The organism is Enterobacter cloacae complex sp. IR5412 (assembly GCF_049237385.1).
GTDB lineage: Bacteria > Pseudomonadota > Gammaproteobacteria > Enterobacterales > Enterobacteriaceae > Enterobacter > Enterobacter intestinihominis.
The window spans coordinates 344,281-369,873 of the sequence record NZ_JBMKHQ010000005.1 but is presented as its reverse complement, the minus strand read 5'-3'; the positions used below and the strand labels follow the sequence as shown (position 1 = coordinate 369,873).

Below are 25,593 nucleotides of genomic sequence, written 5' to 3'. Positions count from 1 at the left end.
CGGAATGACCACCACCGCCGTATGTTCCCCTCACCCTAACCCTCTCCCCGGAGGGGCGAGGGGATTGCTCAGTGCTCGCATTAATTTGTGGGGAACCCTCAGCCCACCGGGAGAGGGTCGGGGTGAGGGCATCAGACCGCACCTTACAAAAAAACTACACCTGACCAACATACAGATAAATTGCCAGAAAGTGGCACACGCTGCCGCCCAGCACAAAGCCGTGCCAGATGGCATGGTTGTACGGGATACGCTTGCAGACGTAGAAAATCACTCCCAGCGAGTAGATCACTCCGCCCACCGCCAGAAGCGTCACGCCCCCCACCGCCAGCTTAATGGCTAACTGATACACCACAATCAGCGACAGCCAGCCCATTGTCAGATAGGTGACCAGCGACAACACTTTGAACCGGTGCGCGATGGTCAGCTTGAACAGGATCCCCAGCAGCGCCAGGCTCCAGATTACAATCATCAGGCCACGCGACAGCGGTGAGTTGAGCCCCACCAGCAAAAATGGCGTGTAAGTGCCTGCAATGAGAAGATAGATTGCGCAGTGGTCAAATTTCTTGAGCCATATCTTCGCCCGTTGATGCGGAATAGCGTGATACAGCGTTGAGGCAAGGAAAAGCAGGATCATACTCCCGCCATACAGGCTGTAGCTGGTAATGGCCATCGCGCTGGCGTTGGTATCTACCGCCTGCACCAACAGCAATACTAAGCCGACAATCCCAAACACCAGGCCAATGCCATGGCTTATACTGTTGGCTACTTCCTCAGCCAGCGAATATCCCTGTGCGATTAATGGTCTGCTCACCATACTTAACTCCGGGAAAACAAAAGATGATTATTCATCGCCAGTCTATGCTAACTGAGAATGATTCCAGTGAACACCTGTTAGCTAAAATAAATCCGCAATCAATATTTATCCTTACAAATCAGTATAATGAAAAATAAATCCACCGCACAGGTGTAAATGATTTCATTAACACCTGAGTAATCAAGGAGATAAATCCGTCTCTCACCCTTCGTCATCATGGTATGCTTCAGGGATAGTGTCCGACAGCGAGTTTAGCCATTGTGAGTATGTTCAGCCATTCCGCCATTGCCAGCCTCAACAATCTGGAAATGATGGTCTACAACTATGTCATTAAGAACCGTGACAAAGTGATGTACATGACCATCCGCGAGCTGGCGGATGCGGCGGGAGTCTCTACCACTACTATCCTGCGCTTCTGCCGAAAGCTCAACTGCGAAGGCTACTCGGAATTTCGGGTGCGCTTTAAACTCTATCTGGAGCAGAACGAGCCGCAGCAGGCGAATTTTGGTGCCAGTGAAATTATCAGCTTCTTTAAAAGCGTAAATAACGAAGAGTTCGATGCGTTATTAGATAAAGCCGTCGATATTATTTTATCATCTGAACGAATTATTTTTGTTGGCGCAGGCACGTCCGGATCGCTGGCAAAATATGGCGCACGTTTCTTTTCAAATATTGGGAAATTCAGCAACCATATCGACGATCCTTATTTCCCGGTCACTAACGATATGGCTAAAAATGCGCTGGCCATTGTACTTTCCGTCTCCGGAGAAACCGAGGAAATCCTGCGCTTCGCCAGCCAGTTCAGCCTGCATCGCTGCAAGGTGCTCTCTGTCACCAGCCACGAACATTCTCGTCTCGCGAAGCTGGCGGACTTTAATCTCTCCTGGCATGTCCCCCAAACGCGCATAGGCGGCGTTTACGATATAACCACCCAAATTCCCGTCATCTATATTCTGGAATCATTAGGCCGGAAACTGGCGAAGAAATTAACAGAATAAAACATCCTGTTTTTTTGATGTGACAAATTACAATTTCCGCAAAATGTTATATCGTGACATTTATTTCCGCTTTGCTAGACTCGAAATCAATAAGTCCTGAATTGAGAATAGCAAAGATGAAAAAACTCACTTTACCGAAAGATTTTTTATGGGGCGGCGCGGTGGCGGCGCACCAGGTTGAAGGCGGCTGGAACAAAGGCGGCAAAGGGCCAAGCATTTGCGACGTGCTCACCGGCGGCGCACACGGCGTTCCGCGTGAAATCACGCAGGAAGTGATTGAAGGCAAATATTACCCGAACCACGAAGCCGTCGACTTTTACGGCCATTACAAAGAAGACATCAAGCTGTTTGCCGAGATGGGCTTCAAATGTTTCCGTACCTCTATCGCCTGGACGCGCATCTTCCCGAAAGGCGACGAAACTCAGCCAAACGAAGAGGGGCTGAAGTTTTACGACGACATGTTCGATGAACTGCTCAAGTACAACATCGAGCCGGTGATTACCCTCTCCCACTTTGAAATGCCGCTGCACCTCGTTCAGGAATACGGCGGATGGACCAACCGTAAAGTAGTCGATTTCTTTGTACGCTTCTCGGAAGTGGTATTTGAGCGCTACAAAAATAAGGTCAAATACTGGATGACCTTCAACGAAATCAACAACCAGCGCAACTGGCGTGCGCCGCTGTTCGGCTACTGCTGCTCTGGCGTGGTCTATACCGAGCACGACAACCCGGAAGAGACCATGTACCAGGTGCTGCACCACCAGTTCGTGGCCAGCGCGTTGGCGGTGAAAGCCGCCCGCCGCATTAACCCGGAGATGAAAGTCGGCTGCATGCTGGCGATGGTGGCGCTCTATCCGTACTCCTGCAAGCCAGAAGATGTGATGTTCGCTCAGGAATCCATGCGCGAGCGCTACGTCTTTACCGACGTACAGCTGCGCGGCTACTACCCGTCTTACGTGCTGAACGAGTGGGAACGCCGTGGCTTCTCCATCAAAATGGAAGCAGGCGACGAGCAGATCCTGCGTGAAGGCACCTGCGATTACTTAGGTTTCAGCTACTACATGACCAACGCGGTCAAAGCGGAAGGCGGCACCGGTGACGCCATTTCCGGCTTCGAGGGCAGCGTGCCGAACCCACACGTCAAGGCGTCCGACTGGGGCTGGCAGATTGACCCTGTGGGCCTGCGTTATTCGCTGTGTGAACTGTACGAGCGCTACCAGAAGCCACTGTTTATCGTGGAAAATGGTTTCGGCGCCTACGACAAGGTGGAAGAGGACGGCAGCATCAACGATGACTACCGCATCGACTACCTGCGCGCCCATGTGGAAGAGATGATGAAGGCGGTGACCTGGGACGGTGTGGATCTGATGGGCTACACCCCGTGGGGCTGCATCGACTGCGTCTCCTTCACCACCGGCCAGTACAGCAAGCGCTACGGCTTTATCTACGTCAACAAGCACGACGACGGCACCGGTGACATGTCCCGCTCCCGTAAGAAGAGCTTTGAGTGGTATAAAACCGTCATTGCCAGTAACGGCGAAACGCTGTAATGGCTTGCCCTCTCTGCAAGCGGAGAGGGCAAACTGCTTATCTTCCAGACACTTCTTTACAGCTTTTGCATTGCCAAAATATGTTCGCCCGATAATATAGGCATCCTGAATATTTGAGGCGAACATGATTAAGCGACAACGCAACGCTATCCTGCTTGTAGCCCTGGCCTGCCTGGTGGTGCTGATATGTACCGCCCAGCGGATGGCCGGGATGCACGCGCTTGTCATGAACGTCACCGCCACGAGCCAGTCTGTTCAGCAGGGGCAGGAGAGTGCCGACGCACCGGTAACCCCGTGTGAGCTAAGCGCCAAGACGCTGATGTCGGTCCCGCCTGTTTTGTTTGAAGGCGCCCTGATTGCCGTCACCCTGCTGCTGGCGTTGCTGGCAGCCAGTCCACCGCGCCGCGAACGGCAGTGGCCTCCCCGCGTTATCTCCCCGCCCCGGTTAAGGGTGCATCTGCGATTATGCGTCTTCCGTGAATGAGCCTTCGCCTGTTACTTCAGGTTAATTCATCATTTACGGAGAAAATTTATGTTTACTGTATTCAGGCGACTGCTGGTCTGCCTGCTTTGGCTATGGCTGCCCCTCAGCCAGGCTGCCGACAGCGGCTGGCTGCGCGCCGCCGATAATCAGCACGCCAGCGTCAGGCTGCGTGCGCAACCTGAAAGCACTGGCGAAACCCGCCTGCTGCTGGACGTCGCCCTGCAAAAAGGCTGGAAAACCTACTGGCGCTCGCCGGGTGAAGGCGGCGTCGCACCCGCGATTAAATGGCATCAGCCCGTCGAGGCGATCTGGCGCTGGCCTGTGCCGCAGCGTTTCGACGTCGCGGGCATCACCACGCAGGGCTATCACGGCGATGTCAGCTTTCCCCTCACTCTGCGGGGCGACGTCCCGACGATCCTGAGCGGCGTGCTGACGCTCTCCACCTGTAGCAACGTCTGTATTCTTACCGACTACCCGTTTTCGCTGAACATGACCGCATCCGCAGGCGCCAGTTTTGATTACGATTTCAGTCGGGCCATGGGCACCCTTCCCCTCAGCGGCGGGTTGACCTCAACGCTTAACGCCACCTATGCCCCCGGCAAGCTGACCGTAACGGCGCAGCGTGACGCAGGCTGGCAGGCGCCGTCGCTGTTTATCGACGGTATGGATGATGTTGATTTCGGCAAACCGGCCCTCACCGTGCGCGGTGATTCGCTGGTCGCCACCGTGCCCGTGACGGACAGCTGGGGCGAGGCCGCGCCCAACCTCAGCGGCAAAACCCTGTCGCTGGTTCTGGCCGATAGCGGGCAGGCGCAGGAGTCCAGCCTGAGCATTCAGCCGGGGAACGCCGCGCCGACGCTCCCGTTAGGCTGGGTGCTGCTGATGGCGCTTGCTGGCGGTCTGATCCTTAACGTCATGCCCTGCGTACTGCCCGTGCTGGCCATGAAGCTGGGCACGCTGATGCAAACCGAACGGCAGGCGCGCGGTCAGGTACGCCGACAGTTTCTTGCATCGGTAGCCGGGATCGTGATCTCATTCCTCGCACTGGCGCTGATGATGACGGTATTACGTTTAGGCAATCAGGCGCTCGGCTGGGGGATCCAGTTCCAGAACCCGTGGTTTATTGCCGCGATGGCGCTGGTAATGGTGCTCTTCAGCGCCAGCCTGCTGGGGTTGTTTGAAATCCGTCTCCCTTCCGGCGCCAGCACCTTCCTCGCCACGCGCGGCGGCAACGGGCTTGCGGGTCATTTCTGGCAAGGCGCGTTTGCCACGCTGCTGGCGACACCCTGCACCGCGCCGTTCCTGGGGACGGCGGTCTCGGTCGCGCTGGCGGCACCGCTTCCCCTGCTGTGGGGGATCTTCCTGGCGATGGGTATCGGCATGAGCCTGCCGTGGCTGCTGGTGGCGGCCTGGCCGGGGCTGGCCCAGCGGTTGCCGCGTCCGGGGCGCTGGATGAACGTTGTACGCGTAGTGCTGGGGATGATGATGCTCGGCTCATCGCTGTGGCTGCTGAGCCTGCTGACGGTGCACATTGGCAGCCTGCCGGTCATTACGCTGGGCGTGCTGCTGATCCTTGCGCTGCTGCTGGTCACCGCCTGGCGCTACCGCTGGCAAACGGCACTGCGCGCCGGGGTATTAGCTGTACTGGTGGCCGGGGCGGTCGCGTTTGTTTCCGGCTCCGGCGGCGAGGGCTCCCGCCGCGATCGTATTCACTGGCAGCCGCTCAGCGAGCAGGCCATTGCCCGCGCGCTGGCGGAGAACAAACGGGTGTTCGTCGACGTGACCGCCGACTGGTGCGTGACCTGTAAAGCCAATAAATACAACGTTCTGCTGCGCGACGACGTGCAGGATGCGCTCTCCGCCCCGGACGTTGTCGCCCTGCGCGGCGACTGGAGCCGCCCCTCAGATACCATCAGCCAGTTTTTAACCACGCGCGGCAGCGCCGCCGTGCCGTTTAACCAGATCTACGGACCGGGATTACCGCAGGGCCACGTGCTGCCTGCGTTGTTAAGCCGCGAAGCGGTGCTGAGCACCCTGTCCGATGCAAAAGGAAAATAACATGAGAGCCTTTGTTGCCTTACTTCTGCTGTCGTTATCAACGTTCGGTTTCGCCGCACCGTCAGATGACGCTTCCAACGACCAGCTGGCAAAACTGCTGTTTAACGACCCCAACAGCCCGCGAACCGGCGCGACATCGCCGAAGCTCACCATCGTCTCCTTCACGGACTACAACTGCCCGTATTGCAAGCAGTTCGACCCAATGCTGGAGAAAATCGTGCAGGAAAATCCCGACGTGCAGCTCATCATCAAACTGCTGCCGTTCAAGGGGCAAAGCTCGGTAAATGCCGCGAAAGCGGCGCTCTCAACGTGGCAGCAGGCGCCGGATCAATTCTGGGCACTACACCAGCGGCTGATGATGAAAAAGGGCTATCACGATGACGCCAGCATCGCCGCCGCGCAGGTGAAGACCGGGACGGACAGCATTAAAACCGATGATAAAACTATGGACAGCGTAAAGATGAACCTGATCCTGGCGCAGGTGCTGAATATTCAGGGCACCCCGGCGACCATCATCGGTGACCAGATGGTGGCGGGCGCAATCCCGTATGACGATCTGGAGGGGCTGGTCAAAGAACAGCTGGCAAACGCCCGTGGCAAGTAAGCTTCCGCGCCTGCTGCGCGAGCTGGCCGTGTGGCTGCTGATTGGCGTAGCCGTGAGCCTGGCGGTGGACTATTTCCGCCAGCCCGCGCTGCCGCAGAATTTCTCCGCGACGGCACTGCACACCCTCGATGGTCAGCCCGTCGATCTTATCGCCATGAGTAAGGAGCGACCGCTGCTGGTCTACGTCTGGGCGACATGGTGCGGCGTCTGCCGCTACACCACGCCGTCGGTGGCGGCGATTGCCGCGGACGGGGGTAACGTGATGTCGGTTGCGCTGCGCTCGGGCGATAACGCGACGCTCGAAACATGGATGAGAAAGAAGAAGGCGATGATGCCCACGGTCAACGACGCCAGCGGAGAACTGGCGCGTCAGTGGGACGTTCAGGTGACGCCAACGCTTGTGGTGATCTCTCACGGTGAAGTGAAGTCGATCACCACCGGCTGGACCAGCGGCTGGGGAATGCGCCTGCGGCTGTGGCTGGCGTCGTAGCGTTACTTCCCGCCAGCCAGCTCCAGGAAGCTACCGGTGACATAGGAGGCTTTGTCGCTCAGCAGCCAGGTAATGGCCTGGGCGACCTCCTTCGGCTGACCGCCACGCTGCATCGGTAACATCGACTTCACCCGATCCACACGCCCCGGCTCGCCGCCGGAGGCGTGAATATCGGTATAAATCAGGCCTGGCCGCACGCAGTTAACGCGAATGCCCTGCGCCGCCACCTCCAGCGCGAGGCCGGTTGTCAGGGAATCCACGGCCCCTTTGGAGGCAGCATAATCCACATACTCCCCCGGTGCGCCCAGTCGTGAGGCCGCCGAGGAGACATTCACAATCGCGCCGCCCTTGCCGCCGTGTTTATGCGACATGCGCTTCACCGCCTCACGGCAGCAGAGAAAATAGCCAGTGACGTTGGTGGACAGCACGCGGTTAATACGTTCAGCTGAGAGGTTTTCGATGGAGGATTGTTCAAACAAAATCCCGGCGTTGTTCACCAGCGCGGCGAGCGGCTCACCTTCGCGATCGATGCTGTCGAACATCGCCATCACCTGCGATTCATCGCTGATATCCGCGCGCACGGCAAAGGCCTTACCGCCCGCGTCCACGATCTGATTAATGACCTCTGTCGCGGCTTTGATGTTGTGATGAAAATTCACCGCAACGGTGTAGCCTTCGCTTGCCAGCTGTAGCGCGGTGGCTTTACCAATACCCCGGCTGGCGCCGGTGACCAATGCAATTGCCATTCTTTTCTCCCAATAAAAAAGCCGGGTGGCGGCTTCGCCTTACCCGGCCTACGTTACTACAGGAACAACGTTACTGGTATTCGCTCATCGGTACGCAGGAGCAGAACAGGTTACGGTCGCCGTAAACATCATCAAGACGTTTCACGGTTGGCCAGTATTTGTTTGCTACACCTGCCGGGAAGACAGCCAGCTCGCGGGTATAACCGTGGTTCCACTCTGCCACCAGTTCGTTCTGGGTATGCGGCGCGTTGACCAGCGGGTTATCTTCCAGCGTCCATTCCCCGCCTTTCACGCGGTCGATTTCGCTGCGGATCGCCAGCATCGCGTCGATAAAGCGATCCAGCTCCACCTTGCTTTCAGACTCGGTCGGCTCAACCATCAGCGTTCCTGCAACCGGGAAGGACATGGTTGGCGCGTGGAAGCCGTAGTCGATCAGACGCTTGGCAATATCCAGCTCGCTGATGCCCGTCTCTTCTTTCAGAGGACGAATATCGAGGATGCATTCGTGCGCCACGCGACCATCGCGGCCGGTGTAGAGCACCGGATAGGCGTCTTTCAGACGTGTTGCGATGTAGTTGGCGTTGAGGATCGCCACCTGGCTGGCCTGCTTGAGCCCTTCCGCGCCCATCATGCGGATGTACATCCAGCTGATTGGCAGGATAGAGGCGCTGCCGAACGGTGCCGCGGAGACCGCGCCCTGACGGGTCAGCATGCCTTCAATCTGCACCACGCTATGGCCTGGCACAAACGGTGCCAGGTGCGCTTTGACGCCGATTGGGCCCATGCCCGGGCCGCCGCCGCCGTGCGGAATGCAGAACGTTTTATGCAGGTTGAGGTGCGACACGTCCGCGCCAATAAAGCCCGGAGAGGTAATGCCCACCTGGGCGTTCATGTTCGCGCCGTCGAGGTAAACCTGGCCGCCGAACTGATGCACCACTTCACACACTTCACGGATCGTTTCTTCGTACACGCCGTGGGTGGACGGGTAGGTCACCATGATGCAGGAGAGTTTGTCGCCTGCCTGCTCGGCTTTCGCGCGCAGGTCGGCCAGATCGATGTTGCCGTTTTTGTCGCACGCCACGACCACCACTTCCATCCCTGCCATCTGGGCAGAGGCCGGGTTGGTGCCGTGGGCAGAGCTTGGGATCAGACAGATATCGCGGTGGCCTTCGTTGCGGCTTTCGTGATAGTGACGGATCGCCAGCAGACCGGCGTATTCACCCTGCGCACCGGAGTTCGGCTGCATGCAGAGCGCGTCGTACCCGGTCAGCTTCACCAGCCAGTCGGAGAGCTGGTTGATCATCATGTGATAACCTTCCGCCTGCTCAGCCGGGCAGAACGGGTGCAGCTCGGAGAATTCAGGCCAGGTGATTGGGATCATCTCAGCCGCGGCGTTCAGCTTCATGGTGCAGGAGCCCAGCGGGATCATCGCCTGGTTCAGCGCCAGATCTTTACGTTCCAGAGAGTGCATGTAACGCATCATCTCGGTTTCGCTGTGATAGCGGTTGAACACCGGGTGAGTCAGGATCGCGTCGTCGCGCAGCATGCTTTCCTGAATGGAGCGGCTGTCGAGCGCAACCTCTTTGTCGAGCGTATCAACGTCCAGACCCTGTGCGTCACCCAGCAATACGTTGAACAGGGTCAGGATATCGTCACGGGTGGTGCTTTCGTCCAGCGTAATGCCGACCGCATTGTGAATGTCGCTGCGCAGGTTGATTTGTGCTGCCTCGGCGCGCGCCAGCACGGCCGCTTTGTCTGCCACCTCGACGCACAGGGTGTCGAAGTAGTGCTCATGACGCAGTCTGAGACCTTTCTGTTGCAGACCGCAGGCCAGGATATCGGCCAGACGGTGGATGCGGCTGGCAATGCGTTTCAGACCTGCCGGACCGTGGAACACCGCGTATAAGCTGGCAATGTTAGCCAGCAGCACCTGCGAGGTACAGATGTTGGAGTTCGCTTTCTCGCGGCGGATATGCTGCTCGCGGGTCTGCATCGCCATGCGCAGCGCGGTGTTACCGGCGGCATCTTTCGATACGCCGATAATACGGCCTGGCATGGAACGTTTAAATTCATCTTTCGCGCCAAAGAACGCCGCGTGCGGGCCGCCGTAGCCCATCGGCACGCCGAAGCGTTGCGCTGAGCCGAAGACAATATCCGCGCCCTGTTTACCTGGCGCCGTCAGCAGCACCAGCGCCATAAAATCAGCGGCGACGCTAACAATAACCTTACGGGATTTGAGCTCGGCGATCAGCGCGCTGTAATCATGCACTTCCCCGGTGGTGCCCACCTGCTGTAACAGCACGCCGAAGACGTCCTGGTGATCCAGCACTTTGTCAGCGTCGTCGACAATCACCTCAAAGCCGAAGGTTTCCGCACGGGTGCGCACCACGTCCAGCGTCTGGGGATGCACGTCCGCCGCGACGAAGAAGCGGTTGGCGTTTTTCAGCTTGCTCACGCGCTTCGCCATCGCCATCGCTTCAGCGGCGGCAGTGGCTTCATCCAGCAGCGAGGCAGAGGCGATATCCATACCGGTCAGATCCAGCGTCACCTGCTGGAAGTTCAGCAGCGCTTCCAGACGGCCCTGGGAGACTTCTGGCTGATACGGGGTGTAAGCGGTGTACCAGCCCGGATTTTCCAGCATATTACGCAGGATCACCGGCGGTAATTGCACGTTGGTGTAGCCCATGCCGATGTAAGACTTATAGCGCTTGTTAAGGCCGGCGATGGCCTTCAGCTCCGCCAGCGCGGCGAACTCCGTCGTGGACTCGCCTACCTGCGGCGGTGTGGCAAGCTGGATGTCTTTTGGCACGATCTGGCCGATCAGTGCGTTTAATGAATCCGCGCCAACTGTCTTCAGCATCTCCTGCTGTTGCTGAGCATCCGGCCCAATGTGACGTTCAATGAAGGCGCCACGGTTTTCAAGCTGGCTTAAAGTCTGTGTCATGAGCGATGGTTCCTGAAACGTGCAGTGAATCGTAATTATCTGTAACGCTGTTGCCCGGTGGCGCTAACGCTTACCGGGCCTACGTAGATCTGTAGGCCGGATAAGCGCAGCGCCATCCGGCACAACGTTATTCGTCTTCCAGTAGTGCTTCGTACGCGGTCGCATCCAGCAGCGCGGCAACCTGCGCTTCGTCGCTGGCTTTGATCTTAAAGATCCAGCCGCCTTCATAAGGCTCGCTGTTCACCAGCTCCGGGGAGTCGCTCAGCGCGTCGTTCACGGCAACAATTTCACCGCTCACCGGAGCGTAGATGTCAGAGGCCGCTTTAACGGATTCCGCCACCGCACAGTCGTCGCCTGCGCTCACGGTTGCGCCCACTTCCGGCAGGTCAACAAACACCATGTCGCCCAGCAGTTCCTGCGCGTGCTCGGTGATCCCAACGGTGTAAGTGCCGTCCGCCTCTTTGCGCAGCCACTCGTGTTCTTTGCTGTATTTCAGTTCTGCTGGCACATTGCTCATTGAAGTTCTCCTGATAAAAATAGTTAGGCGACCGGCTTACCGGCGCGAACAAAAATCGGTTTGGTCACGTTGACCGGCATTTCGCGGTTGCGGATCTGCACCACCGCCGTTTCGCCAATCCCCGCTGGCACGCGTGCCAGTGCAATACTGTAGCCGAGCGTCGGGGAGAACGTTCCGCTGGTGATCACGCCTTCGCGATGATTGCCATCGGCATCGGTGAAGCGCACCGGCAGCTCGCCGCGCAGAACGCCTTTTTCTTTCATCACCAGGCCAACCAGCTGTTCAGTGCCCTTCTCGCGCTGCATCTCCAGCGCTTCACGGCCAATAAAATCACGGTCAGCCGGTTCCCACGCGATGGTCCAGCCCATGTTGGCCGCCAGCGGTGAGACGCCTTCGTCCATCTCCTGACCGTAGAGGTTCATCCCCGCTTCCAGACGCAGCGTATCGCGCGCGCCCAGGCCCGCAGGCTTCACACCCGCCTCCACCAGCGCACGCCAGAAATCGGCGGCCTTTTCGTTTGGCATTGCAATTTCGTAGCCCGCTTCACCGGTGTAGCCGGTGGTGGCGATAAACAGATCCCCCGCCTGCACGCCGAAGAACGGCTTCATGCCTTCGGTTGCTTTGCGCTGCTCGTCGCTGAACAGAGACGCGGATTTCGCCTGGGCGTTTGGCCCCTGCACCGCAATCAGCGACAGATCGTCACGAACGGTGATGTCGATGGCGTAAGGTTCAGCGTGTTGGGAAATCCAGGAGAGGTCTTTTTCGCGGGTGGCGGAGTTTACAACGAGGCGGAAGAAATCTTCGGTGAAGTAGTAGACGATGAGGTCGTCAATCACGCCGCCAGAGGCATTAAGCATGCCGGTATAGAGCGCTTTGCCCGGCGTTTTTAGTTTGGCGACGTCGTTTGCCAGCAGATAACGCAAAAACTCCCGGGTGCGGCTTCCGCGCAGGTCGACAATCGTCATATGAGACACGTCGAACATACCGGCATCGGTGCGCACCGCGTGGTGCTCATCAATCTGCGAGCCGTAGTGCAGCGGCATCATCCAGCCGTGGAAGTCCACCATGCGGGCGCCGCATAACACGTGCTGTTCGTACAAAGGAGTCTGTTGAGCCATCTTTTCCTCGTTGAAAAATTCACCGTGAAACCCGGTGTCGACCTCGCGATCGGGGGCCGACGCAAACGTTCTCTTTTACCTGAACTTACCACCGAAACCGGCGGTTAACCATAAGGTAAAACGGGTCATCACATTAGCTTATGACCAAAAATCGCTGAAAAGCCTACAGAGTTATTCACTGGTAAAATGCGATTAAACCCGCATAAAATTAACATCGAGCTAACAGGATTTAGCAGATGGTGATATTTCGTGCGGAAAAACGGGCCGAATTTCCGTAACATAAAAATAGTAAGATTAGATTTTCTAATGCGAAAAATGACGTGAAATTAGATTATTTCAAACGAGGAGATTTCCCCGGCGCGAAGGCCGGGAAAATAAAGTGTGACGGGGATCGAGATTAACGTAACCAGTCGGGAAGATCGTTAAGGCCCATTGCCTGACGAAGAAGCTGCGGTTTGACGCCGGGAAGGGTGTCGGCCAGTTTGAGGCCGATATCGCGCAGCAGTTTTTTCGCCGGGTTCGCTCCGGCAAATAGCTCGCGGAAGCCCTGCATACCCGCCAGCATCATCGCCGCACTGTGTTTGCGGCTGCGCTCGTAGCGACGCAGATACAGATGCTGACCAATATCTTTACCTTCCCGATGCAGACGACGCAGCTCTTCAACCAGCTCGGCCGCGTCCATAAAGCCGAGGTTCACCCCCTGCCCGGCCAGCGGATGAATCGTATGCGCCGCATCCCCCACCAACGCCAGACGGTGCGCCGCAAACTGACGCGCGTAGCGACCGGTTAACGGAAACGCCTGGCGTTCGCTTTCAAGCGTGCACAGGCCCAGACGGTTATCAAACGCCACGCATAGCGCCTGATTAAAGGCGTCCGGCGTCGCCTCCTGCATCTGCTGCGCTTTCTCCGGCTCTAAAGACCAGACGATGGAGCAGAGATGCGGATCGGCAAGCGGCAGGAAGGCCAGAATGCCATCATTGTGGAAAATCTGGCGCGCCACGCCGCCATGCGGCTCTTCGGTGCGGATTGTGGCAACCAGGGCGTGATGACGGTAATCCCAGAAGGTCAGCGGAATATCCGCTTTGTTACGCAGCCAGGAATTGGCGCCGTCGGCACCCACTACCAGCCGCGCGGTCAGCATGTCGCCGCTTTCAAGAGTGATAAACGCGTCGTTTTCGCCCCACGCCACCTGCTGAAGTTTCGCCGGTGCGATCAGCGTGACGTCACTGCACTGCTGCGCTTTTTGCCACAGCGCGTGGTGGATCACCGCGTTTTCAACGATGTGCCCAAGGTGGCTGTAGCCCATGCTTTCATCGTCAAACGCGATATGGCCGAAGCTGTCTTTATCCCACACTTCCATGCCATGGTAACAGCTGGCACGCAGCGCCACGATTTCAGACCAGACGCCAAGGTGCGTCAGTAGCTTTTCGCTGGCGGCATTGATCGCCGAGACGCGCAGCTCCGGCGGTGCATCCTGCGCCACGGGCTGCGGCGCGTTTTGCTCAAGCACCGCCACGCGTAGGCCGCTGCCCTGTAAACCACAGGCCAGCGCCAGTCCTACCATTCCGCCGCCGACAATGGCGACATCAACATTTTGCACGGTGATTACTCCTTAACGCGCGACCCAACCCAGGGTCCGCTGCGCCAGCACGTCACGTGCCGGAATGAACAGTTCCATCGCCATCAGCCCAAGGTTGCGACCCGCAACCAGCGGTGCCCAGCGATTGGCAAACAGGTGGACTAAACCGTCGGTAACGCCAATGGTCGCCGCTTTGTCCGCCTGACGTCGTTTCTGGTAATGGCTCAGCACTGAGTATGCGCCACAATCCTGTTGTTCGCTCCACGTCTGCGCCAGTAGCTCAGCCAGGCTCATCACGTCGCGCAGGCCAAGGTTAAAGCCTTGCCCGGCGATGGGGTGCAGCGTCTGCGCGGCGTTGCCGACCAGGGCGACGCGATGGGAGACAGTCTGCGATGCGGTCGTCAGCGCGAGCGGATAGGCCACGCGTTTTCCGGCCTGGGTGATACGCCCAAGCCGCCAGCCGAAGGCTTTTTGCAGCTCGGAACTAAAACGTTCGTCGGACCAGGAGAGAACCTCATCGGCCCGGTCCTGCGCATGGCACCACACCAGCGAGCAGCGCCCGTTCGACATCGGCAGCATGGCCAGCGGGCCGTGCTCCGTGAAGCGCTCAAATGCCCTGCCGTTATGCGTGCCAGCCGTAGAGACGTTAGCGATGACCGCCACCTGCCCATAGGGTTCAGAGCGCAATTCGACGCCGCACTGCGTGGCGATCGCGGAGCGTGAACCATCCGCCGCCACCAGCAGTTCCCCCTCCAGCATGGTGCCGTTGTCCAGCGTCACGCTGACGGCTTCGTCACGGCGGCTAAAGCTGGCGACGCGCGCCGGACAGTGCAGCGTGACGCCAGGCGCGTCCTGTAACAGACGGAACAGCCGCAGCCCTACGTCATGCAGCTCGACAACCTGCCCCAGCGCCTCGATCCGGTAATCGTGGGCATCCAGCGTCACAAACCCGGCGTGCCCGCGATCGCTGACGTGAACGGTGCCGATCGCCGTTGCGCAATCCGCTATCACCTGCCAGATCCCAATACGCGCAAGCTGCTGACAGGTTCCCTGCGCCAGCGCGATAGCGCGGGCGTCGAAACCGGGATGATCGGTCGCCTGCGGCGCGACCGCCTCAACCAGATGCACCGGAAGCTGGCCCTGGGTTAACCGCGAAATAGCCAGCGCCAGAGTAGCGCCGGTCATGCCTCCGCCAACGATGATTACGCTCATCCGCGTGCCGCCGCCATCAGCGCCTCGATGTCATCGGCTTTTTTCACCACGGTCGCGGTCAGGTTTTCGTTACCGGTTTCGGTGATGACGATGTCATCTTCAATACGAATGCCGATCCCGCGGTACTGTTCCGGCACGTCGGCATCCGGCGCGATGTACAGCCCCGGCTCAACGGTCAGCACCATGCCAGGCTCCAGCACGCGCGAACGTTCCGGACCGTATGCCCCCACGTCATGCACATCCAGCCCCAGCCAGTGGCTCAGGCCATGCATAAAGTACGGGCGATGGGCGTTTTCGGTTATAAGGGTGTCCACATCGCCTTTCAGAATGCCAACCTTCACCAGCCCGGTAATCATGATGCGCACCACCTCGCCCGTAACCTCCTGGATGGAGGTGCCAGGGCGGAACAGCGTCAGCGCGGTCTCCAGAGACTCAAGCACGATGTCATAGATTTCACGCTGCGCTGGGGTGAATTTACCGTTCACCGGGAAGGTACGGGTGATGTCGCCCGCGTAACCCTGATATTCACAGCCGGCGTCAATCAGCACCAGATCGCCGTCGCGCAGTGCACTTTCGTTTTCGGTGTAGTGCAGAATGCAGCCGTTTTCCCCGCCGCCTACGATGGTGTTATAGGACGGGAAGCGCGCGCCGTGACGGTTAAATTCATGGTGAATTTCCCCTTCAAGCTGGTACTCGAACATACCGGGACGGCACTTTTCCATGGCGCGGGTATGCGCCAGGGCGCTGATTTCGCCCGCGCGGCGCATCACGTTCAGCTCTTCTTCAGACTTAAACAGGCGCATCTCATGCACCACCGGTCGCCAGTCTGTCAGGGTTGCGGGTGCAGACAAATTCTGACGTGAGCCTTTACGCAGCTTATCCAGCGCAGTGAAAACAATCTCATCCGCATACGCGTATTCACCCTGCGCGTGATAGAGCACGTCCAGGCCGTTGAGCAATTGATAGAGCTGCTGGTTGATTTCGCTGTAGGCCAGCGCGCGGTCCACGCCCAGTTTTTCCGGCGCCGCCTCCTGCCCTAAGCGGCGACCAAACCAGATTTCCGCGGTCAGATCGCGCACGCGGTTAAAAATCACGCTGTGGTTGTGGGTGTCATTGCTTTTAATCAGCACCAGTACCGCTTCCGGCTCGTTAAACCCGGTGAAGTACCAGAAATCGCTGCTCTGGCGATAGGGGTATTCGCTGTCGGCGCTGCGCGTCACTTCCGGCGCGGCGAAAATCAGGGCAGCGCTTCCCGGCTGCATTTTTGCCAGCAGCGCCTGACGACGGCGAGAATACTCTTGACTGGAGATAACCATGACACCCTCCTGTGCGTTATTTTTCTTAGTGTAATGTTGGCTTGCGAACTTCCGGCGCGGTCGGCTGCGAGCGCGTAAAATTGTCGTGGCACAGCAGAGACGCCACGCGCACGTACTCGATAATCTCTTCGAGAGACATCTCCAGCTCTTCCTGGTCTTCGTCTTCATCGTAGCCGAGCTGGGCGATGTTGCGCAGATCGTCGATGGCTTCACCCGCTTCGCCGGTCACTTTATCCAGTTTAGGCTGGGTTACGCCCAGGCCAAGAAGATAGTGGTTTACCCAACCCGCGAGCGCATCAGCGCGATCGAAGACGCTGACATCGTCGCCTTCAGGCAGATAAAGCTGAAAAAGAAAGCCATCGTCTTCCAGGGAATCGCTGGTTGCGGCGTGTATTTTACGCAGCGCTTCCGCCAGTTCGTGGCCAAACGCCAGCCCTTCGTTGGTGAGGTCGTGGATCAGCGGCTGCCATGAGCTGTCACTGTTTCCGCCGCACAGTATGCCGCTGATCAGACCGTGCATTTCGGCAGGGGTTAGACCGACTCCCTGCTGGTTCAGTAACTGGTTTAAATCCTTGTAACCAGGCATTTCGTTCTGTATAGACATACGCATTCGTCATCAAAGGGAGGATATTCATGATATGCTACCACTTTGGACCCTGGTGATACCAGAAAAGGGCTTGTATCTTCACATCAGGGTAGCTATAGTGTCGCCCCTTCGCAGCCCCCGGGGCAGTAAGCGAAGGCAGCGCAGTCAATCAGCAGGAAGGTGGCATGTCTGCACAACCCGTCGATCTCCAGATTTTTGGCCGTTCACTGCGAGTGAATTGTCCGCCTGAACAAAGGGATGCTTTGAATCAGGCTGCGGACGATTTGAATCAGCGGTTGCAAGATCTAAAAGAACGCACTAGAGTCACAAATACTGAGCAGCTGGTTTTCATCGCCGCGTTGAACATCAGCTATGAACTGACTCAGGAAAAAGCGAAGACCCGCGATTACGCGGCAAGCATGGAGCAGCGCATTAAAATGCTCCAGCAGACCATTGAACAGGCATTGCTTGATCAAGGTCGCAGTCCTGAAAGACCGGGACCAAAGTTTGAATAACACTTCTCAGTTGACTATGGTAGAGTAACTGTGAAGACAAAATTTCTCTGAGATGTTTGCAAGCGGGCCAGTCCCCTGAGCCGATATTTCATACCACAAGAATGTGGCGCTCCATGGTTGGTGAGCATGCTCGGTCCGTCCGAGAAGCCTTAAAACTATGACGACACATTCACCTTGAACCAAGGGTTCAAGGGTTACAGCCTGCGGCGGCATCTCGGAGATTCCCTCTCTCTTCTTCTACCAACAACCATGACTCAATTCCCTGAAGTTTCTGCTTCACGCCAGGATATCCGTCAGCTCATTCGCCAGCGTCGTCGTGCCTTAAGCGCCGAACAACAGGCACAGTTTGCCCAGCAGGCCGCCGCCCGTATGATGGCCTATCCGCCTGTGGTGATGGCAAACACCGTCGCCCTGTTTCTTTCGTTTGATGGTGAGCTGGATACCCAACCACTTATCGACCAGCTCTGGCGCGCCGGGAAAAAAGTTTATCTGCCGGTGCTGCATCCCTTTAGCCGGGGCAATCTGCTGTTTCTGCACTACCATCCGCACAGCGAGCTGGTGGTGAATCGTCTGAAAATCACCGAACCCAAACTCGACGTGCGCGATGTGCTGCCGCTATCTGAACTGGATGTGCTGATTACGCCGCTGGTGGCGTTTGACGAGCAGGGACAGCGCCTGGGAATGGGCGGTGGTTTTTACGACAGAACGCTACAAAACTGGCAGCAGTACGGATTGCAGCCGGTGGGCTATGGGCATGATTGTCAGGGCGTGGAGGCATTACCCGTGGAGAAATGGGATGTGCCGTTGCCGGCGGTGGTGACGCCCAGTAAAACCTGGACCTGGTAGAACAAAGCCGGGTGGCGGCTACGCCTTACCCGGCCTACATAAATCCTCGAACATTGTAGGTCGGGTAAGCGTGAGCGCCACCCGACACACAGACCGCACGAACATTGTAGGTCGGGTAAGCGTGAGCGCTACCCGACACACAGACCGCACGAACATTGTAGGTCGGGTAAGCGTAAGCGCCACCCGACACCACAGACCGCACTATCAGTACAGCAGACGCGCGCGAATCGTCCCCGGAATGGCCTTCATGCTCTGCAATGCTTTCTCGGCAATGTCTTCATCCGCTTCAATATCAATCACCACATAACCCATCTGCGCGTTCGTTTGCAGATACTGCGCGGCAATGTTGACGCCCTGTTCGGCAAAGATCTGGTTGATAGCAGTCAGCACGCCCGGACGGTTTTCGTGAATGTGCAGCAGACGACGCCCGCCGTGTAGCGGCAGAGACACTTCCGGGAAGTTCACCGCAGAGAGCGTTGAACCGTTGTCGGAATATTTGCTCAGCTTGCCCGCCACTTCCAGGCCGATATTCTCCTGCGCTTCCTGAGTAGAACCCCCGATATGCGGCGTCAGGATCACGTTGTCGAACTCGCACAGTGGAGAGGTGAACGGATCGCTGTTGGTGGCCGGTTCCGTCGGGAACACGTCAATCGCCGCACCCGCCAGATGCTTACGCTTCAGCGCATCGCACAGCGCAGGAATATCGACCACTGTACCGCGCGCGGCGTTGATCAGCAGTGAGCCCGGCTTCATCAGCGCCAGCTCTTCCGCTCCCATCATGTTTTTGGTGGACGCATTTTCCGGCACGTGCAGGCTGACCACGTCGCTCATGTTCAGCAGGTCAGAAAGATGCTGCACCTGCGTCGCGTTACCCAGCGGCAGTTTGTTTTCGATATCGTAGAAAAACACGTGCATGCCAAGGGATTCCGCCAGAATACCGAGCTGCGTACCGATGTGGCCGTAACCAATAATCCCGAGTTTTTTACCACGCGCTTCGTAGGAGCCCGCGGCCAGTTTATTCCACACGCCGCGGTGCGCTTTGGCGTTAGCTTCCGGAATACCGCGAAGGAGTAGCAGCAGCTCGCCAATCACCAGCTCCGCCACGGAACGGGTGTTGGAGAACGGGGCGTTAAAGACCGGGATACCGCGTTTTGCGGCGGCATTCAGATCAACCTGGTTGGTACCGATACAGAAACAGCCAATCGCCACCAGCTTTTCCGCCGCAGCAATAACGTCTTCAGTCAGTTGGGTACGGGATCGCAGGCCAATGAAATGGGCATCACGGATGGACGCTTTCAGCTCTTCAGTATCCAGCGCGCCTTTGTGAAATTCGATGTTGGTGTAACCTGCAGCGCGAAGGCTATCGAGCGCTTTCTGGTGCACGCCTTCAACCAGCAGGAATTTAATCTTGTCTTTCTCCAGTGATACCTTTGCCATTTACCCGACCCTGTTTTTATCTGAACTGATGTTGTGCTGGATATAAATCCCGTGCAGCCAACATATCAAAAAAAACTATTGCAGCAATATGAACGTTTGCGTCGGCACTCTGAAGAAAAGTCATACAGAGCAAAATGACAGAGGAAAATGCTATGGAAATTTACAAACGCGGAAGGATCGGCAAAAGAGGCGGAAAAACGTGACACAAGTCACCGAATTTAGCTTTTCAAAATTTTTTAGCGGGGGGAGCGCTCCCCCCGTCAGATCATTTTACGATGGTTTTTACACCGTCAGCCGTGCCGATCAGCGCCACATCCGCGCCACGGTTGGCAAATAACCCTACTGTAACGACGCCCGGAATGCCGTTGATCGCATTTTCCAGCGCAATGGCATCGAGGATCTCAAGGCCGTGAACGTCGAGGATCACGTTGCCGTTGTCGGTCACCACACCCTGACGGTATTCCGGACGACCACCCAGCTTCACCAGTTGACGTGCCACGGCACTGCGCGCCATCGGGATCACTTCGACCGGCAGCGGGAAACTCCCCAGAATGTCGACCTGCTTGGAGGCGTCCGCGATGCAGATGAACTTATCCGCCACGGAGGCAATGATTTTTTCACGGGTCAGCGCCGCGCCACCGCCTTTGATCATCTGCATGTGGCCGTTGATTTCATCCGCGCCATCAACGTAAATGCCCAGACGGTCCACTTCGTTGAGGTCGAAAACAGTGATGCCGAGGCTTTTCAGCTTTTCCGTGGAAGCATCGGAGCTCGAAACCGCGCCCTCGATTTGCCCCTTCATCGTGCCCAGCGCATCGATAAAGTGCGCCGCCGTCGACCCCGTACCAACACCGACAATGGTACCCGGCTGTACGTACTGGAGAGCGGCCCATCCTACTGCTTTTTTCAGTTCATCCTGCGTCATGATCGTTTTGCCTGTGGTGTGAAAACTCAGGGCGCATTATAGAACACGTCGAATGGATTTCGTCTGCCACGAAGGGAAAATTGTGTCATAGTGCAGATTAAGCAAAATTAAGGAGTCAGCCAGAGCAATGAAACGTCCGGACTACAGAACACTACAGGCACTTGATGCAGTTATTCGTGAACGCGGTTTTGAGCGCGCGGCGCAAAAGCTGTGCATCACCCAGTCCGCCGTATCACAGCGTATCAAACAGCTTGAAAATATGTTCGGGCAGCCGCTGCTGGTGCGTACCGTACCGCCGCGTCCAACGGAGCAAGGACAAAAGCTCCTCGCCCTGCTACGTCAGGTTGAACTGCTGGAAGATGAGTGGCTGGGCGATGAACAGACCGGCTCCACGCCGCTGCTGCTGTCGCTGGCGGTGAACGCCGACAGTCTGGCAACCTGGCTGCTGCCGGCCCTTGCGCCGGTGCTGGCCGACTCCCCTATCCGCCTGAATCTCCAGGTTGAAGATGAAACCCGCACCCAGGAACGTCTGCGTCGCGGCGAAGTGGTTGGTGCCGTCAGTATTCAGCCTCAGGCGCTGCCAAGCTGTCTGGTGGATCAGTTGGGCGCGCTGGATTACCTCTTCGTCGGTTCAAAAGCCTTTGCCGAGCGCTATTTCCCGAACGGTGTGACCCGCGCCGCGCTGCTAAAAGCCCCTGCCGTCGCGTTCGACCATCTGGACGATATGCATCAGGCCTTCCTGCAGCAAAACTTCGATCTGCCGCCGGGCAGCGTGCCGTGTCATATCGTTAACTCGTCCGAAGCCTTCGTGCAGCTTGCACGTCAGGGAACCACCTGCTGCATGATCCCGCATCTGCAGATTGAGAAAGAGTTGAAAAGCGGTGAGCTGATTGATTTAACTCCGGGGCTGTATCAGCGCCGGATGTTGTACTGGCACCGTTTTGCGCCTGAAAGCCGCATGATGCGCAACGTCACCGACGCGCTGCTGGCGTTTGGGCATAAGGTGTTAAGACAGGATTGAAAAACAAGCCGGGTGGCGGCTTCGCCTTACCCGGCCTACGGGTTACTGAGCTGGCTTTTCAGTCGGCTCCAGCTGGAACACCACATCAACCTGATCGTCGAACTGAATGGTTGGCTGCTCGTAGGTTTCCTGAGCAGAAACCGGCGCGGCATCCGCTTTCATCATCCGCACCATCGGGCTTGGCTGGTAGTTTGAGACGTGGTAACGCACGCTGTAAACCGGACCGAGCTTGCTCTTGAAGCCGGATGCCAGCTGCTGTGCCTGATGAATGGCATCATCAATCGCCGCTTTACGCGCTTCGTCTTTATACTTCTCCGGTTGCGCAACGCCCAGCGAGACGGAGCGAATTTCGTTCAGCCCTGCCTTCAGCGCACCATCCAGCAATCCGTTGAGCTTATCAAGCTGGCGCACGGTCACTTCTACAGTACGCACGGCGCGATAGCCTTTCAGGATGCTTTTGCCGTTCTGGTAATCGTAATCCGGTTGAGTACGCAGGTTCGCAGAGCTGATGTCTTTTTTCGCGACACCGTTCTGTTCCAGGAAAGAGAGGTATTGCGCAACACGATCGTCTGCCTGTTTCTTGGCGGAAGCAGCATCTTTCGCCGCCACGTTCACTTCAATTGCCAGGGTTGCAACATCCGGTACCGCATCCACGCTTGCCGTACCTGAAGTGACAATGTGCGGGCCGTTTGGCAGTTCATTCGCCTGCACCGACACCGCACCTAAACTTACTAATGCCGCCAGGGCCATCACCTTAAACTTCACTGTCATTCCTCCATGTTGCGAAGAGTGCCCTGTTAACAGGGCTCATGCCAGCAAGCTTAGCGGGTCTTGTTCAGATGTCCATAAGACAACGCTTAGTTGAACAATCCCTGTACGTGATGAATGCCCTCTTTCGCCAGCTGGAAGGCAATAAACCACATCACCAGCCCCACCAGGGTATTGATAATGCGCTGCGCTTTGGCGGTACGCAGTCGTGGCGCCAGCCACGCCGCCAGGATCGCAAGACCAAAGAACCAGAGGAAGGAGGCGCTGACCGTACCGAGCGCAAACCAGCGTTTGGGCTCAACGTCCAGCTGTCCACCCAGGCTGCCGAGCACCACGAACGTATCAAGATAAACGTGCGGGTTAAGCCATGTCACGGCGAGCATGGTGACGATAATCTTCCAGCGCCCTTGCTTCATCACTTCGGCGCTCGCCAGCTCAAGATTGCTGCTCATGGCCGTTTTCAGGGCGCCAAACCCGTACCACAGCAGAAACGCTACGCCGCCCCAGGTAACCAGCGCCAGCAGCCACGGCGACTGCATCAACAGGGCGCTGCCGCCAAAAATCCCGGCGCAAATCAGCAGCAGATCGCTCACGGCGCACAGCAAGGCAATCATCAGATGGTACTGACGGCGGATGCCCTGATTCATCACGAACGCATTTTGTGGACCAAGGGGAAGGATCATGGCCGCACCTAACGCAAGCCCTTGAAAATAGTAAGATAACATAACGTAATTCTCGCAGAGTTGTCCTGGGGCAGACTATACTGCGGGAACGACATTAGAGGAAATGGATAATATTAATTGGGGATTAGCGGGGCTAATAAAAGAAAAGCCCGGTGTCGCTGATGCTTACCGGGCCTACGGAGACGTTACTCTGCTTCTTTGACTTTTTTGACGTTTACATCCATCTGCGGGTACGGGAAGCTGATGCCGTTGGCATCGAAGTCACGCTTAATGCGCTCCAGCACATCCCAGTATACGTTTTGCAGATCGCTGCTTTTGCTCCAGATGCGCACCACAAAATTAATGGATGATGCGCCCAGTTCATTCAGACGAACGGTCTGCTCGCGGTCCTTCAGAATACGGTCATCTGAAGCAATGATGTTGGTAATCAGAGACTTCACCTGATCGATATCGGAATCGTACGCCACGCTGATGATCAGCTCGTTACGACGCACCGGCTCGCGGGAGAAGTTAATGATATTGCCGGCAATGATTTTCCCGTTCGGTACCACCACAATACGACCGTCGACAGTACGCAGAGTGGTAGAGAAAATCTGTACCTGCAACACGGTACCCGCGATCCCGCCTAAATCCACGTATTCACCGGAACGGAACGGACGGAAGGTTACCAGCAGTACGCCCGCCGCCAGGTTCGACAGCGAACCCTGTAATGCCAGACCAATGGCCAGACCGGCAGCACCGAGCACAGCGATGACGGATGCCGTCTGCACGCCGACACGCCCCAGCGCCGCAATCAGCGTAAAGGCGATGATGCCGTAACGCACCAGCGCGGAGAGGAAATCGGCGACCGTGGCGTCAATGTGACGTGCAACCATCACCCGGTTGACCGCGTTCGATACGATACGCGCCACGATCATCCCGACAATGATGATGGCAATAGCGGCAACAATATTCACAGCGTAGCTCAGCAGTAGCGCCTGGTTGCGCACCAGCCAGTTACCCGCGTGATTGATGCTGTCTACAACATCAAGTTGTTCCATTTATTCTTCCTTTTGCTAAACCAAAACACAAAATCTATCCCTTAAGGGGACAGGCAGGTCAGTAAAGGGTAAACAAAAAGAGCGGGTAATGCCAAACAGATCACAAAATCAGGTATTGCAGGATATTGAAAAAGCATAAAAAAAGGCCCGCATTTGCGGGCCTTCTGATGTGCTGTCAGCAGTACAAATTACAGAACGTCAACCGCGTTCAGTTCTTTGAAAGCCTGCTCCAGACGAGTAATCATAGAAGTCTGGGCAGCGCGCAGCCATACGCGTGGATCGTAGTATTTCTTGTTCGGCTGGTCTTCGCCTTTCGGGTTGCCCAGCTGACCTTGCAGGTAAGCTTCGTTGGTTTTGTAGTATTGCAGGATACCGTCCCAGGTTGCCCACTGGGTGTCGGTATCGATGTTCATTTTCACTACGCCGTAGCTTACGGAATCTTTGATTTCCTGAGCAGAAGAACCGGAACCGCCGTGGAAGACGAAGTTCAGGCTGTTGTGCGGCAGGTTGTGTTTCTTAGACACATATTCCTGAGAATCACGCAGGATGGTCGGGGTCAGAACCACGTTACCTGGCTTGTACACGCCATGCACGTTACCGAAGGATGCTGCGATGGTGAAGCGTGGGCTGATTTTGCTCAGCTCGGTGTAAGCGTAATCAACGTCTTCTGGCTGAGTGTACAGAGCAGAAGCGTCCATGTGGCTGTTGTCCACACCGTCTTCTTCACCGCCGGTGCAACCCAGTTCGATTTCCAGGGTCATGCCCATTTTGGACATACGCGCCAGGTACTTAGAGCAGATCTCGATGTTTTCTTCCAGAGACTCTTCGGACAGGTCGATCATGTGAGAAGAGAACAGTGGCTTACCGGTTGCTGCGAAGTGTTTTTCACCTGCGTCCAGCAGACCGTCGATCCATGGCAGCAGTTTTTTCGCGCAGTGGTCAGTGTGCAGGATAACCGGAACACCGTAGTGATCAGCCATCTGGTGAACATGATGTGCGCCAGAGATAGCACCCAGGATAGCAGCGCCCTGAGGAACGTCAGTTTTCACGCCTTTACCTGCGATGAACGCAGCGCCGCCGTTAGAGAACTGAACGATAACCGGTGCTTTAACTTTTGCAGCGGTTTCCAGTACGGCATTGATGGAGTCGGTACCTACGCAGTTAACTGCTGGCAGAGCGAAGTTGTTTTCTTTAGCTACCTGGAACACTTTCTGTACGTCATCACCAGTGATAACGCCAGGTTTTACGAAATCAAAAATTTTAGACATGTTGCTTAGTCCTGTATCTTCGGCCGTTAGAAAAGGTGCGAGCTCTGATAAGCGCGCTGAAAATTGGGCAGGTT

24 protein-coding genes and 1 other RNA gene are annotated in these 25,593 nt (G+C 56.9%); 10 read left to right on the top strand and 15 right to left on the bottom strand.

Going from position 1 to position 25,593, the window contains the following annotated elements; all coding sequences use genetic code 11:
* Positions 1–154: 154 nt before the first annotated feature.
* The gene (gene trhA / locus ACOTX2_RS12320; RefSeq protein WP_022649307.1) at positions 155–814 is read right to left on the bottom strand and encodes a PAQR family membrane homeostasis protein TrhA; all 660 of its coding nucleotides are present in this window, start codon (positions 812–814) and stop codon (positions 155–157) included.
* A gap of 266 nt (positions 815–1,080) precedes the next feature.
* On the opposite strand from trhA, the gene ACOTX2_RS12315 reads away from it, so the two are divergent.
* From ACOTX2_RS12315 to ACOTX2_RS12290, 6 genes are all read left to right on the top strand, one after another.
* On the top strand, positions 1,081–1,812 hold the full coding sequence (locus ACOTX2_RS12315; protein ID WP_022649308.1) for a MurR/RpiR family transcriptional regulator: 732 nt from the start codon (positions 1,081–1,083) through the stop codon (positions 1,810–1,812).
* A 116-nt stretch (positions 1,813–1,928) separates the two neighbouring features.
* Positions 1,929–3,362: a 6-phospho-beta-glucosidase BglA gene (gene bglA / locus ACOTX2_RS12310; protein ID WP_022649309.1), complete on the top strand. Its 1,434-nt coding sequence runs from the start codon at positions 1,929–1,931 to the stop codon at positions 3,360–3,362.
* Between the two features lie 124 nt (positions 3,363–3,486).
* Complete coding sequence (locus ACOTX2_RS12305) at positions 3,487–3,846, top strand: hypothetical protein (RefSeq protein ID WP_063147414.1); 360 nt, start codon at positions 3,487–3,489, stop codon at positions 3,844–3,846.
* 48 nt (positions 3,847–3,894) lie between these two features.
* Positions 3,895–5,904 carry a protein-disulfide reductase DsbD family protein gene (locus ACOTX2_RS12300; RefSeq protein ID WP_063147413.1) on the top strand — a complete coding sequence of 670 codons (2,010 nt, stop codon included), beginning with the start codon at positions 3,895–3,897 and terminating at the stop codon, positions 5,902–5,904.
* A gap of 1 nt (position 5,905) precedes the next feature.
* Positions 5,906–6,508 carry a DsbA family protein gene (locus ACOTX2_RS12295; protein ID WP_045623005.1) on the top strand — a complete coding sequence of 201 codons (603 nt, stop codon included), beginning with the start codon at positions 5,906–5,908 and terminating at the stop codon, positions 6,506–6,508.
* Positions 6,498–6,998 (top strand): protein disulfide oxidoreductase, encoded by a 501-nt coding sequence (locus ACOTX2_RS12290; RefSeq protein ID WP_032626112.1) that lies wholly within the window; start codon positions 6,498–6,500, stop codon positions 6,996–6,998. The genes ACOTX2_RS12295 and ACOTX2_RS12290 overlap by 11 nt, the downstream gene beginning before the upstream one ends.
* A gap of 2 nt (positions 6,999–7,000) precedes the next feature.
* Here ACOTX2_RS12290 and ACOTX2_RS12285 read toward each other — a convergent pair whose 3' ends face one another.
* The 8 genes from ACOTX2_RS12285 to ACOTX2_RS12250 form a co-directional block, all read right to left on the bottom strand.
* Positions 7,001–7,744: an SDR family oxidoreductase gene (locus ACOTX2_RS12285; protein WP_100148847.1), complete on the bottom strand. Its 744-nt coding sequence runs from the start codon at positions 7,742–7,744 to the stop codon at positions 7,001–7,003.
* Between the two features lie 70 nt (positions 7,745–7,814).
* A complete protein-coding gene (gene gcvP, locus ACOTX2_RS12280) occupies positions 7,815–10,688 on the bottom strand; it encodes an aminomethyl-transferring glycine dehydrogenase (RefSeq protein ID WP_045308801.1) in 2,874 nt (957 codons plus the stop codon).
* Between the two features lie 127 nt (positions 10,689–10,815).
* The gene (gene gcvH / locus ACOTX2_RS12275) at positions 10,816–11,205 is read right to left on the bottom strand and encodes a glycine cleavage system protein GcvH (RefSeq protein ID WP_006811885.1); all 390 of its coding nucleotides are present in this window, start codon (positions 11,203–11,205) and stop codon (positions 10,816–10,818) included.
* Positions 11,206–11,228: 23 nt separating this feature from the next.
* Positions 11,229–12,323 carry a glycine cleavage system aminomethyltransferase GcvT gene (gene gcvT, locus ACOTX2_RS12270; protein ID WP_023298548.1) on the bottom strand — a complete coding sequence of 365 codons (1,095 nt, stop codon included), beginning with the start codon at positions 12,321–12,323 and terminating at the stop codon, positions 11,229–11,231.
* Between the two features lie 397 nt (positions 12,324–12,720).
* Entirely contained in the window at positions 12,721–13,923 is a 1,203-nt protein-coding gene (gene ubiI / locus ACOTX2_RS12265) for an FAD-dependent 2-octaprenylphenol hydroxylase (protein ID WP_022649317.1), read from the bottom strand.
* Between the two features lie 12 nt (positions 13,924–13,935).
* A complete protein-coding gene (ubiH, locus tag ACOTX2_RS12260) occupies positions 13,936–15,114 on the bottom strand; it encodes a 2-octaprenyl-6-methoxyphenyl hydroxylase (protein WP_063147412.1) in 1,179 nt (392 codons plus the stop codon).
* Complete coding sequence (pepP, locus tag ACOTX2_RS12255; protein WP_100148849.1) at positions 15,111–16,424, bottom strand: Xaa-Pro aminopeptidase; 1,314 nt, start codon at positions 16,422–16,424, stop codon at positions 15,111–15,113. The genes ubiH and pepP overlap by 4 nt, the downstream gene beginning before the upstream one ends.
* Before the next feature lie 31 nt (positions 16,425–16,455).
* The gene (locus ACOTX2_RS12250; protein WP_133118987.1) at positions 16,456–17,034 is read right to left on the bottom strand and encodes a YecA family protein; all 579 of its coding nucleotides are present in this window, start codon (positions 17,032–17,034) and stop codon (positions 16,456–16,458) included.
* A gap of 167 nt (positions 17,035–17,201) precedes the next feature.
* Between ACOTX2_RS12250 and zapA the strand changes: the two genes are divergently transcribed.
* The 3 genes from zapA to ACOTX2_RS12235 all read left to right on the top strand — a co-directional run bounded on the left by zapA (position 17,202) and on the right by ACOTX2_RS12235 (position 18,377).
* Complete coding sequence (gene zapA, locus ACOTX2_RS12245; protein WP_003860096.1) at positions 17,202–17,531, top strand: cell division protein ZapA; 330 nt, start codon at positions 17,202–17,204, stop codon at positions 17,529–17,531.
* 41 nt (positions 17,532–17,572) lie between these two features.
* Positions 17,573–17,756, top strand: a non-coding RNA gene (gene ssrS / locus ACOTX2_RS12240) — 6S RNA.
* Between the two features lie 24 nt (positions 17,757–17,780).
* Entirely contained in the window at positions 17,781–18,377 is a 597-nt protein-coding gene (locus tag ACOTX2_RS12235) for a 5-formyltetrahydrofolate cyclo-ligase (RefSeq protein WP_063147411.1), read from the top strand.
* Positions 18,378–18,581: 204 nt separating this feature from the next.
* Here the strand turns inward: ACOTX2_RS12235 and serA are convergent, their stop codons facing one another.
* Both serA and rpiA read right to left on the bottom strand, forming a co-directional pair.
* Positions 18,582–19,814 (bottom strand): phosphoglycerate dehydrogenase, encoded by a 1,233-nt coding sequence (gene serA / locus ACOTX2_RS12230; RefSeq protein ID WP_022649321.1) that lies wholly within the window; start codon positions 19,812–19,814, stop codon positions 18,582–18,584.
* Positions 19,815–20,079: 265 nt separating this feature from the next.
* A complete protein-coding gene (gene rpiA, locus ACOTX2_RS12225; RefSeq protein ID WP_022649322.1) occupies positions 20,080–20,739 on the bottom strand; it encodes a ribose-5-phosphate isomerase RpiA in 660 nt (219 codons plus the stop codon).
* 127 nt (positions 20,740–20,866) lie between these two features.
* On the opposite strand from rpiA, the gene argP reads away from it, so the two are divergent.
* Entirely contained in the window at positions 20,867–21,760 is an 894-nt protein-coding gene (argP, locus tag ACOTX2_RS12220; protein WP_003860089.1) for a DNA-binding transcriptional regulator ArgP, read from the top strand.
* A gap of 42 nt (positions 21,761–21,802) precedes the next feature.
* On the opposite strand, the gene ACOTX2_RS12215 is transcribed toward argP, so the two are convergent.
* The 4 genes from ACOTX2_RS12215 to fbaA all read right to left on the bottom strand — a co-directional run bounded on the left by ACOTX2_RS12215 (position 21,803) and on the right by fbaA (position 25,519).
* On the bottom strand, positions 21,803–22,525 hold the full coding sequence (locus ACOTX2_RS12215; protein ID WP_022649323.1) for an oxidative stress defense protein: 723 nt from the start codon (positions 22,523–22,525) through the stop codon (positions 21,803–21,805).
* A 92-nt stretch (positions 22,526–22,617) separates the two neighbouring features.
* The gene (gene argO / locus ACOTX2_RS12210; protein WP_003860085.1) at positions 22,618–23,253 is read right to left on the bottom strand and encodes an arginine exporter ArgO; all 636 of its coding nucleotides are present in this window, start codon (positions 23,251–23,253) and stop codon (positions 22,618–22,620) included.
* Between the two features lie 143 nt (positions 23,254–23,396).
* Positions 23,397–24,251, bottom strand: a complete 855-nt coding sequence (locus ACOTX2_RS12205) for a small-conductance mechanosensitive channel MscS (RefSeq protein WP_022649325.1) — start codon at positions 24,249–24,251, stop codon at positions 23,397–23,399.
* Between the two features lie 188 nt (positions 24,252–24,439).
* Entirely contained in the window at positions 24,440–25,519 is a 1,080-nt protein-coding gene (gene fbaA, locus ACOTX2_RS12200; RefSeq protein WP_063147410.1) for a class II fructose-bisphosphate aldolase, read from the bottom strand.
* Between the last annotated feature and the right edge of the window lie 74 nt (positions 25,520–25,593).

Coding starts and splice junctions, on each gene's coding strand:
- ACOTX2_RS12250 (WP_133118987.1), bottom strand. CDS start 17,034: ATGTCTATACAGAACGAAATGCCTGGTTACAAGGATTTAAACCAGTTA.
- gcvP (WP_045308801.1), bottom strand. CDS start 10,688: ATGACACAGACTTTAAGCCAGCTTGAAAACCGTGGCGCCTTCATTGAA.
- bglA (WP_022649309.1), top strand. CDS start 1,929: ATGAAAAAACTCACTTTACCGAAAGATTTTTTATGGGGCGGCGCGGTG.
- ACOTX2_RS12205 (WP_022649325.1), bottom strand. CDS start 24,251: ATGGAACAACTTGATGTTGTAGACAGCATCAATCACGCGGGTAACTGG.
- zapA (WP_003860096.1), top strand. CDS start 17,202: ATGTCTGCACAACCCGTCGATCTCCAGATTTTTGGCCGTTCACTGCGA.
- argP (WP_003860089.1), top strand. CDS start 20,867: ATGAAACGTCCGGACTACAGAACACTACAGGCACTTGATGCAGTTATT.
- fbaA (WP_063147410.1), bottom strand. CDS start 25,519: ATGTCTAAAATTTTTGATTTCGTAAAACCTGGCGTTATCACTGGTGAT.
- argO (WP_003860085.1), bottom strand. CDS start 23,253: ATGTTATCTTACTATTTTCAAGGGCTTGCGTTAGGTGCGGCCATGATC.
- ACOTX2_RS12235 (WP_063147411.1), top strand. CDS start 17,781: ATGACTCAATTCCCTGAAGTTTCTGCTTCACGCCAGGATATCCGTCAG.
- ACOTX2_RS12315 (WP_022649308.1), top strand. CDS start 1,081: ATGTTCAGCCATTCCGCCATTGCCAGCCTCAACAATCTGGAAATGATG.
- ACOTX2_RS12305 (WP_063147414.1), top strand. CDS start 3,487: ATGATTAAGCGACAACGCAACGCTATCCTGCTTGTAGCCCTGGCCTGC.
- rpiA (WP_022649322.1), bottom strand. CDS start 20,739: ATGACGCAGGATGAACTGAAAAAAGCAGTAGGATGGGCCGCTCTCCAG.
- serA (WP_022649321.1), bottom strand. CDS start 19,814: ATGGCAAAGGTATCACTGGAGAAAGACAAGATTAAATTCCTGCTGGTT.
- trhA (WP_022649307.1), bottom strand. CDS start 814: ATGGTGAGCAGACCATTAATCGCACAGGGATATTCGCTGGCTGAGGAA.
- ubiH (WP_063147412.1), bottom strand. CDS start 15,114: ATGAGCGTAATCATCGTTGGCGGAGGCATGACCGGCGCTACTCTGGCG.
- ACOTX2_RS12295 (WP_045623005.1), top strand. CDS start 5,906: ATGAGAGCCTTTGTTGCCTTACTTCTGCTGTCGTTATCAACGTTCGGT.
- ACOTX2_RS12285 (WP_100148847.1), bottom strand. CDS start 7,744: ATGGCAATTGCATTGGTCACCGGCGCCAGCCGGGGTATTGGTAAAGCC.
- gcvT (WP_023298548.1), bottom strand. CDS start 12,323: ATGGCTCAACAGACTCCTTTGTACGAACAGCACGTGTTATGCGGCGCC.
- gcvH (WP_006811885.1), bottom strand. CDS start 11,205: ATGAGCAATGTGCCAGCAGAACTGAAATACAGCAAAGAACACGAGTGG.
- ACOTX2_RS12300 (WP_063147413.1), top strand. CDS start 3,895: ATGTTTACTGTATTCAGGCGACTGCTGGTCTGCCTGCTTTGGCTATGG.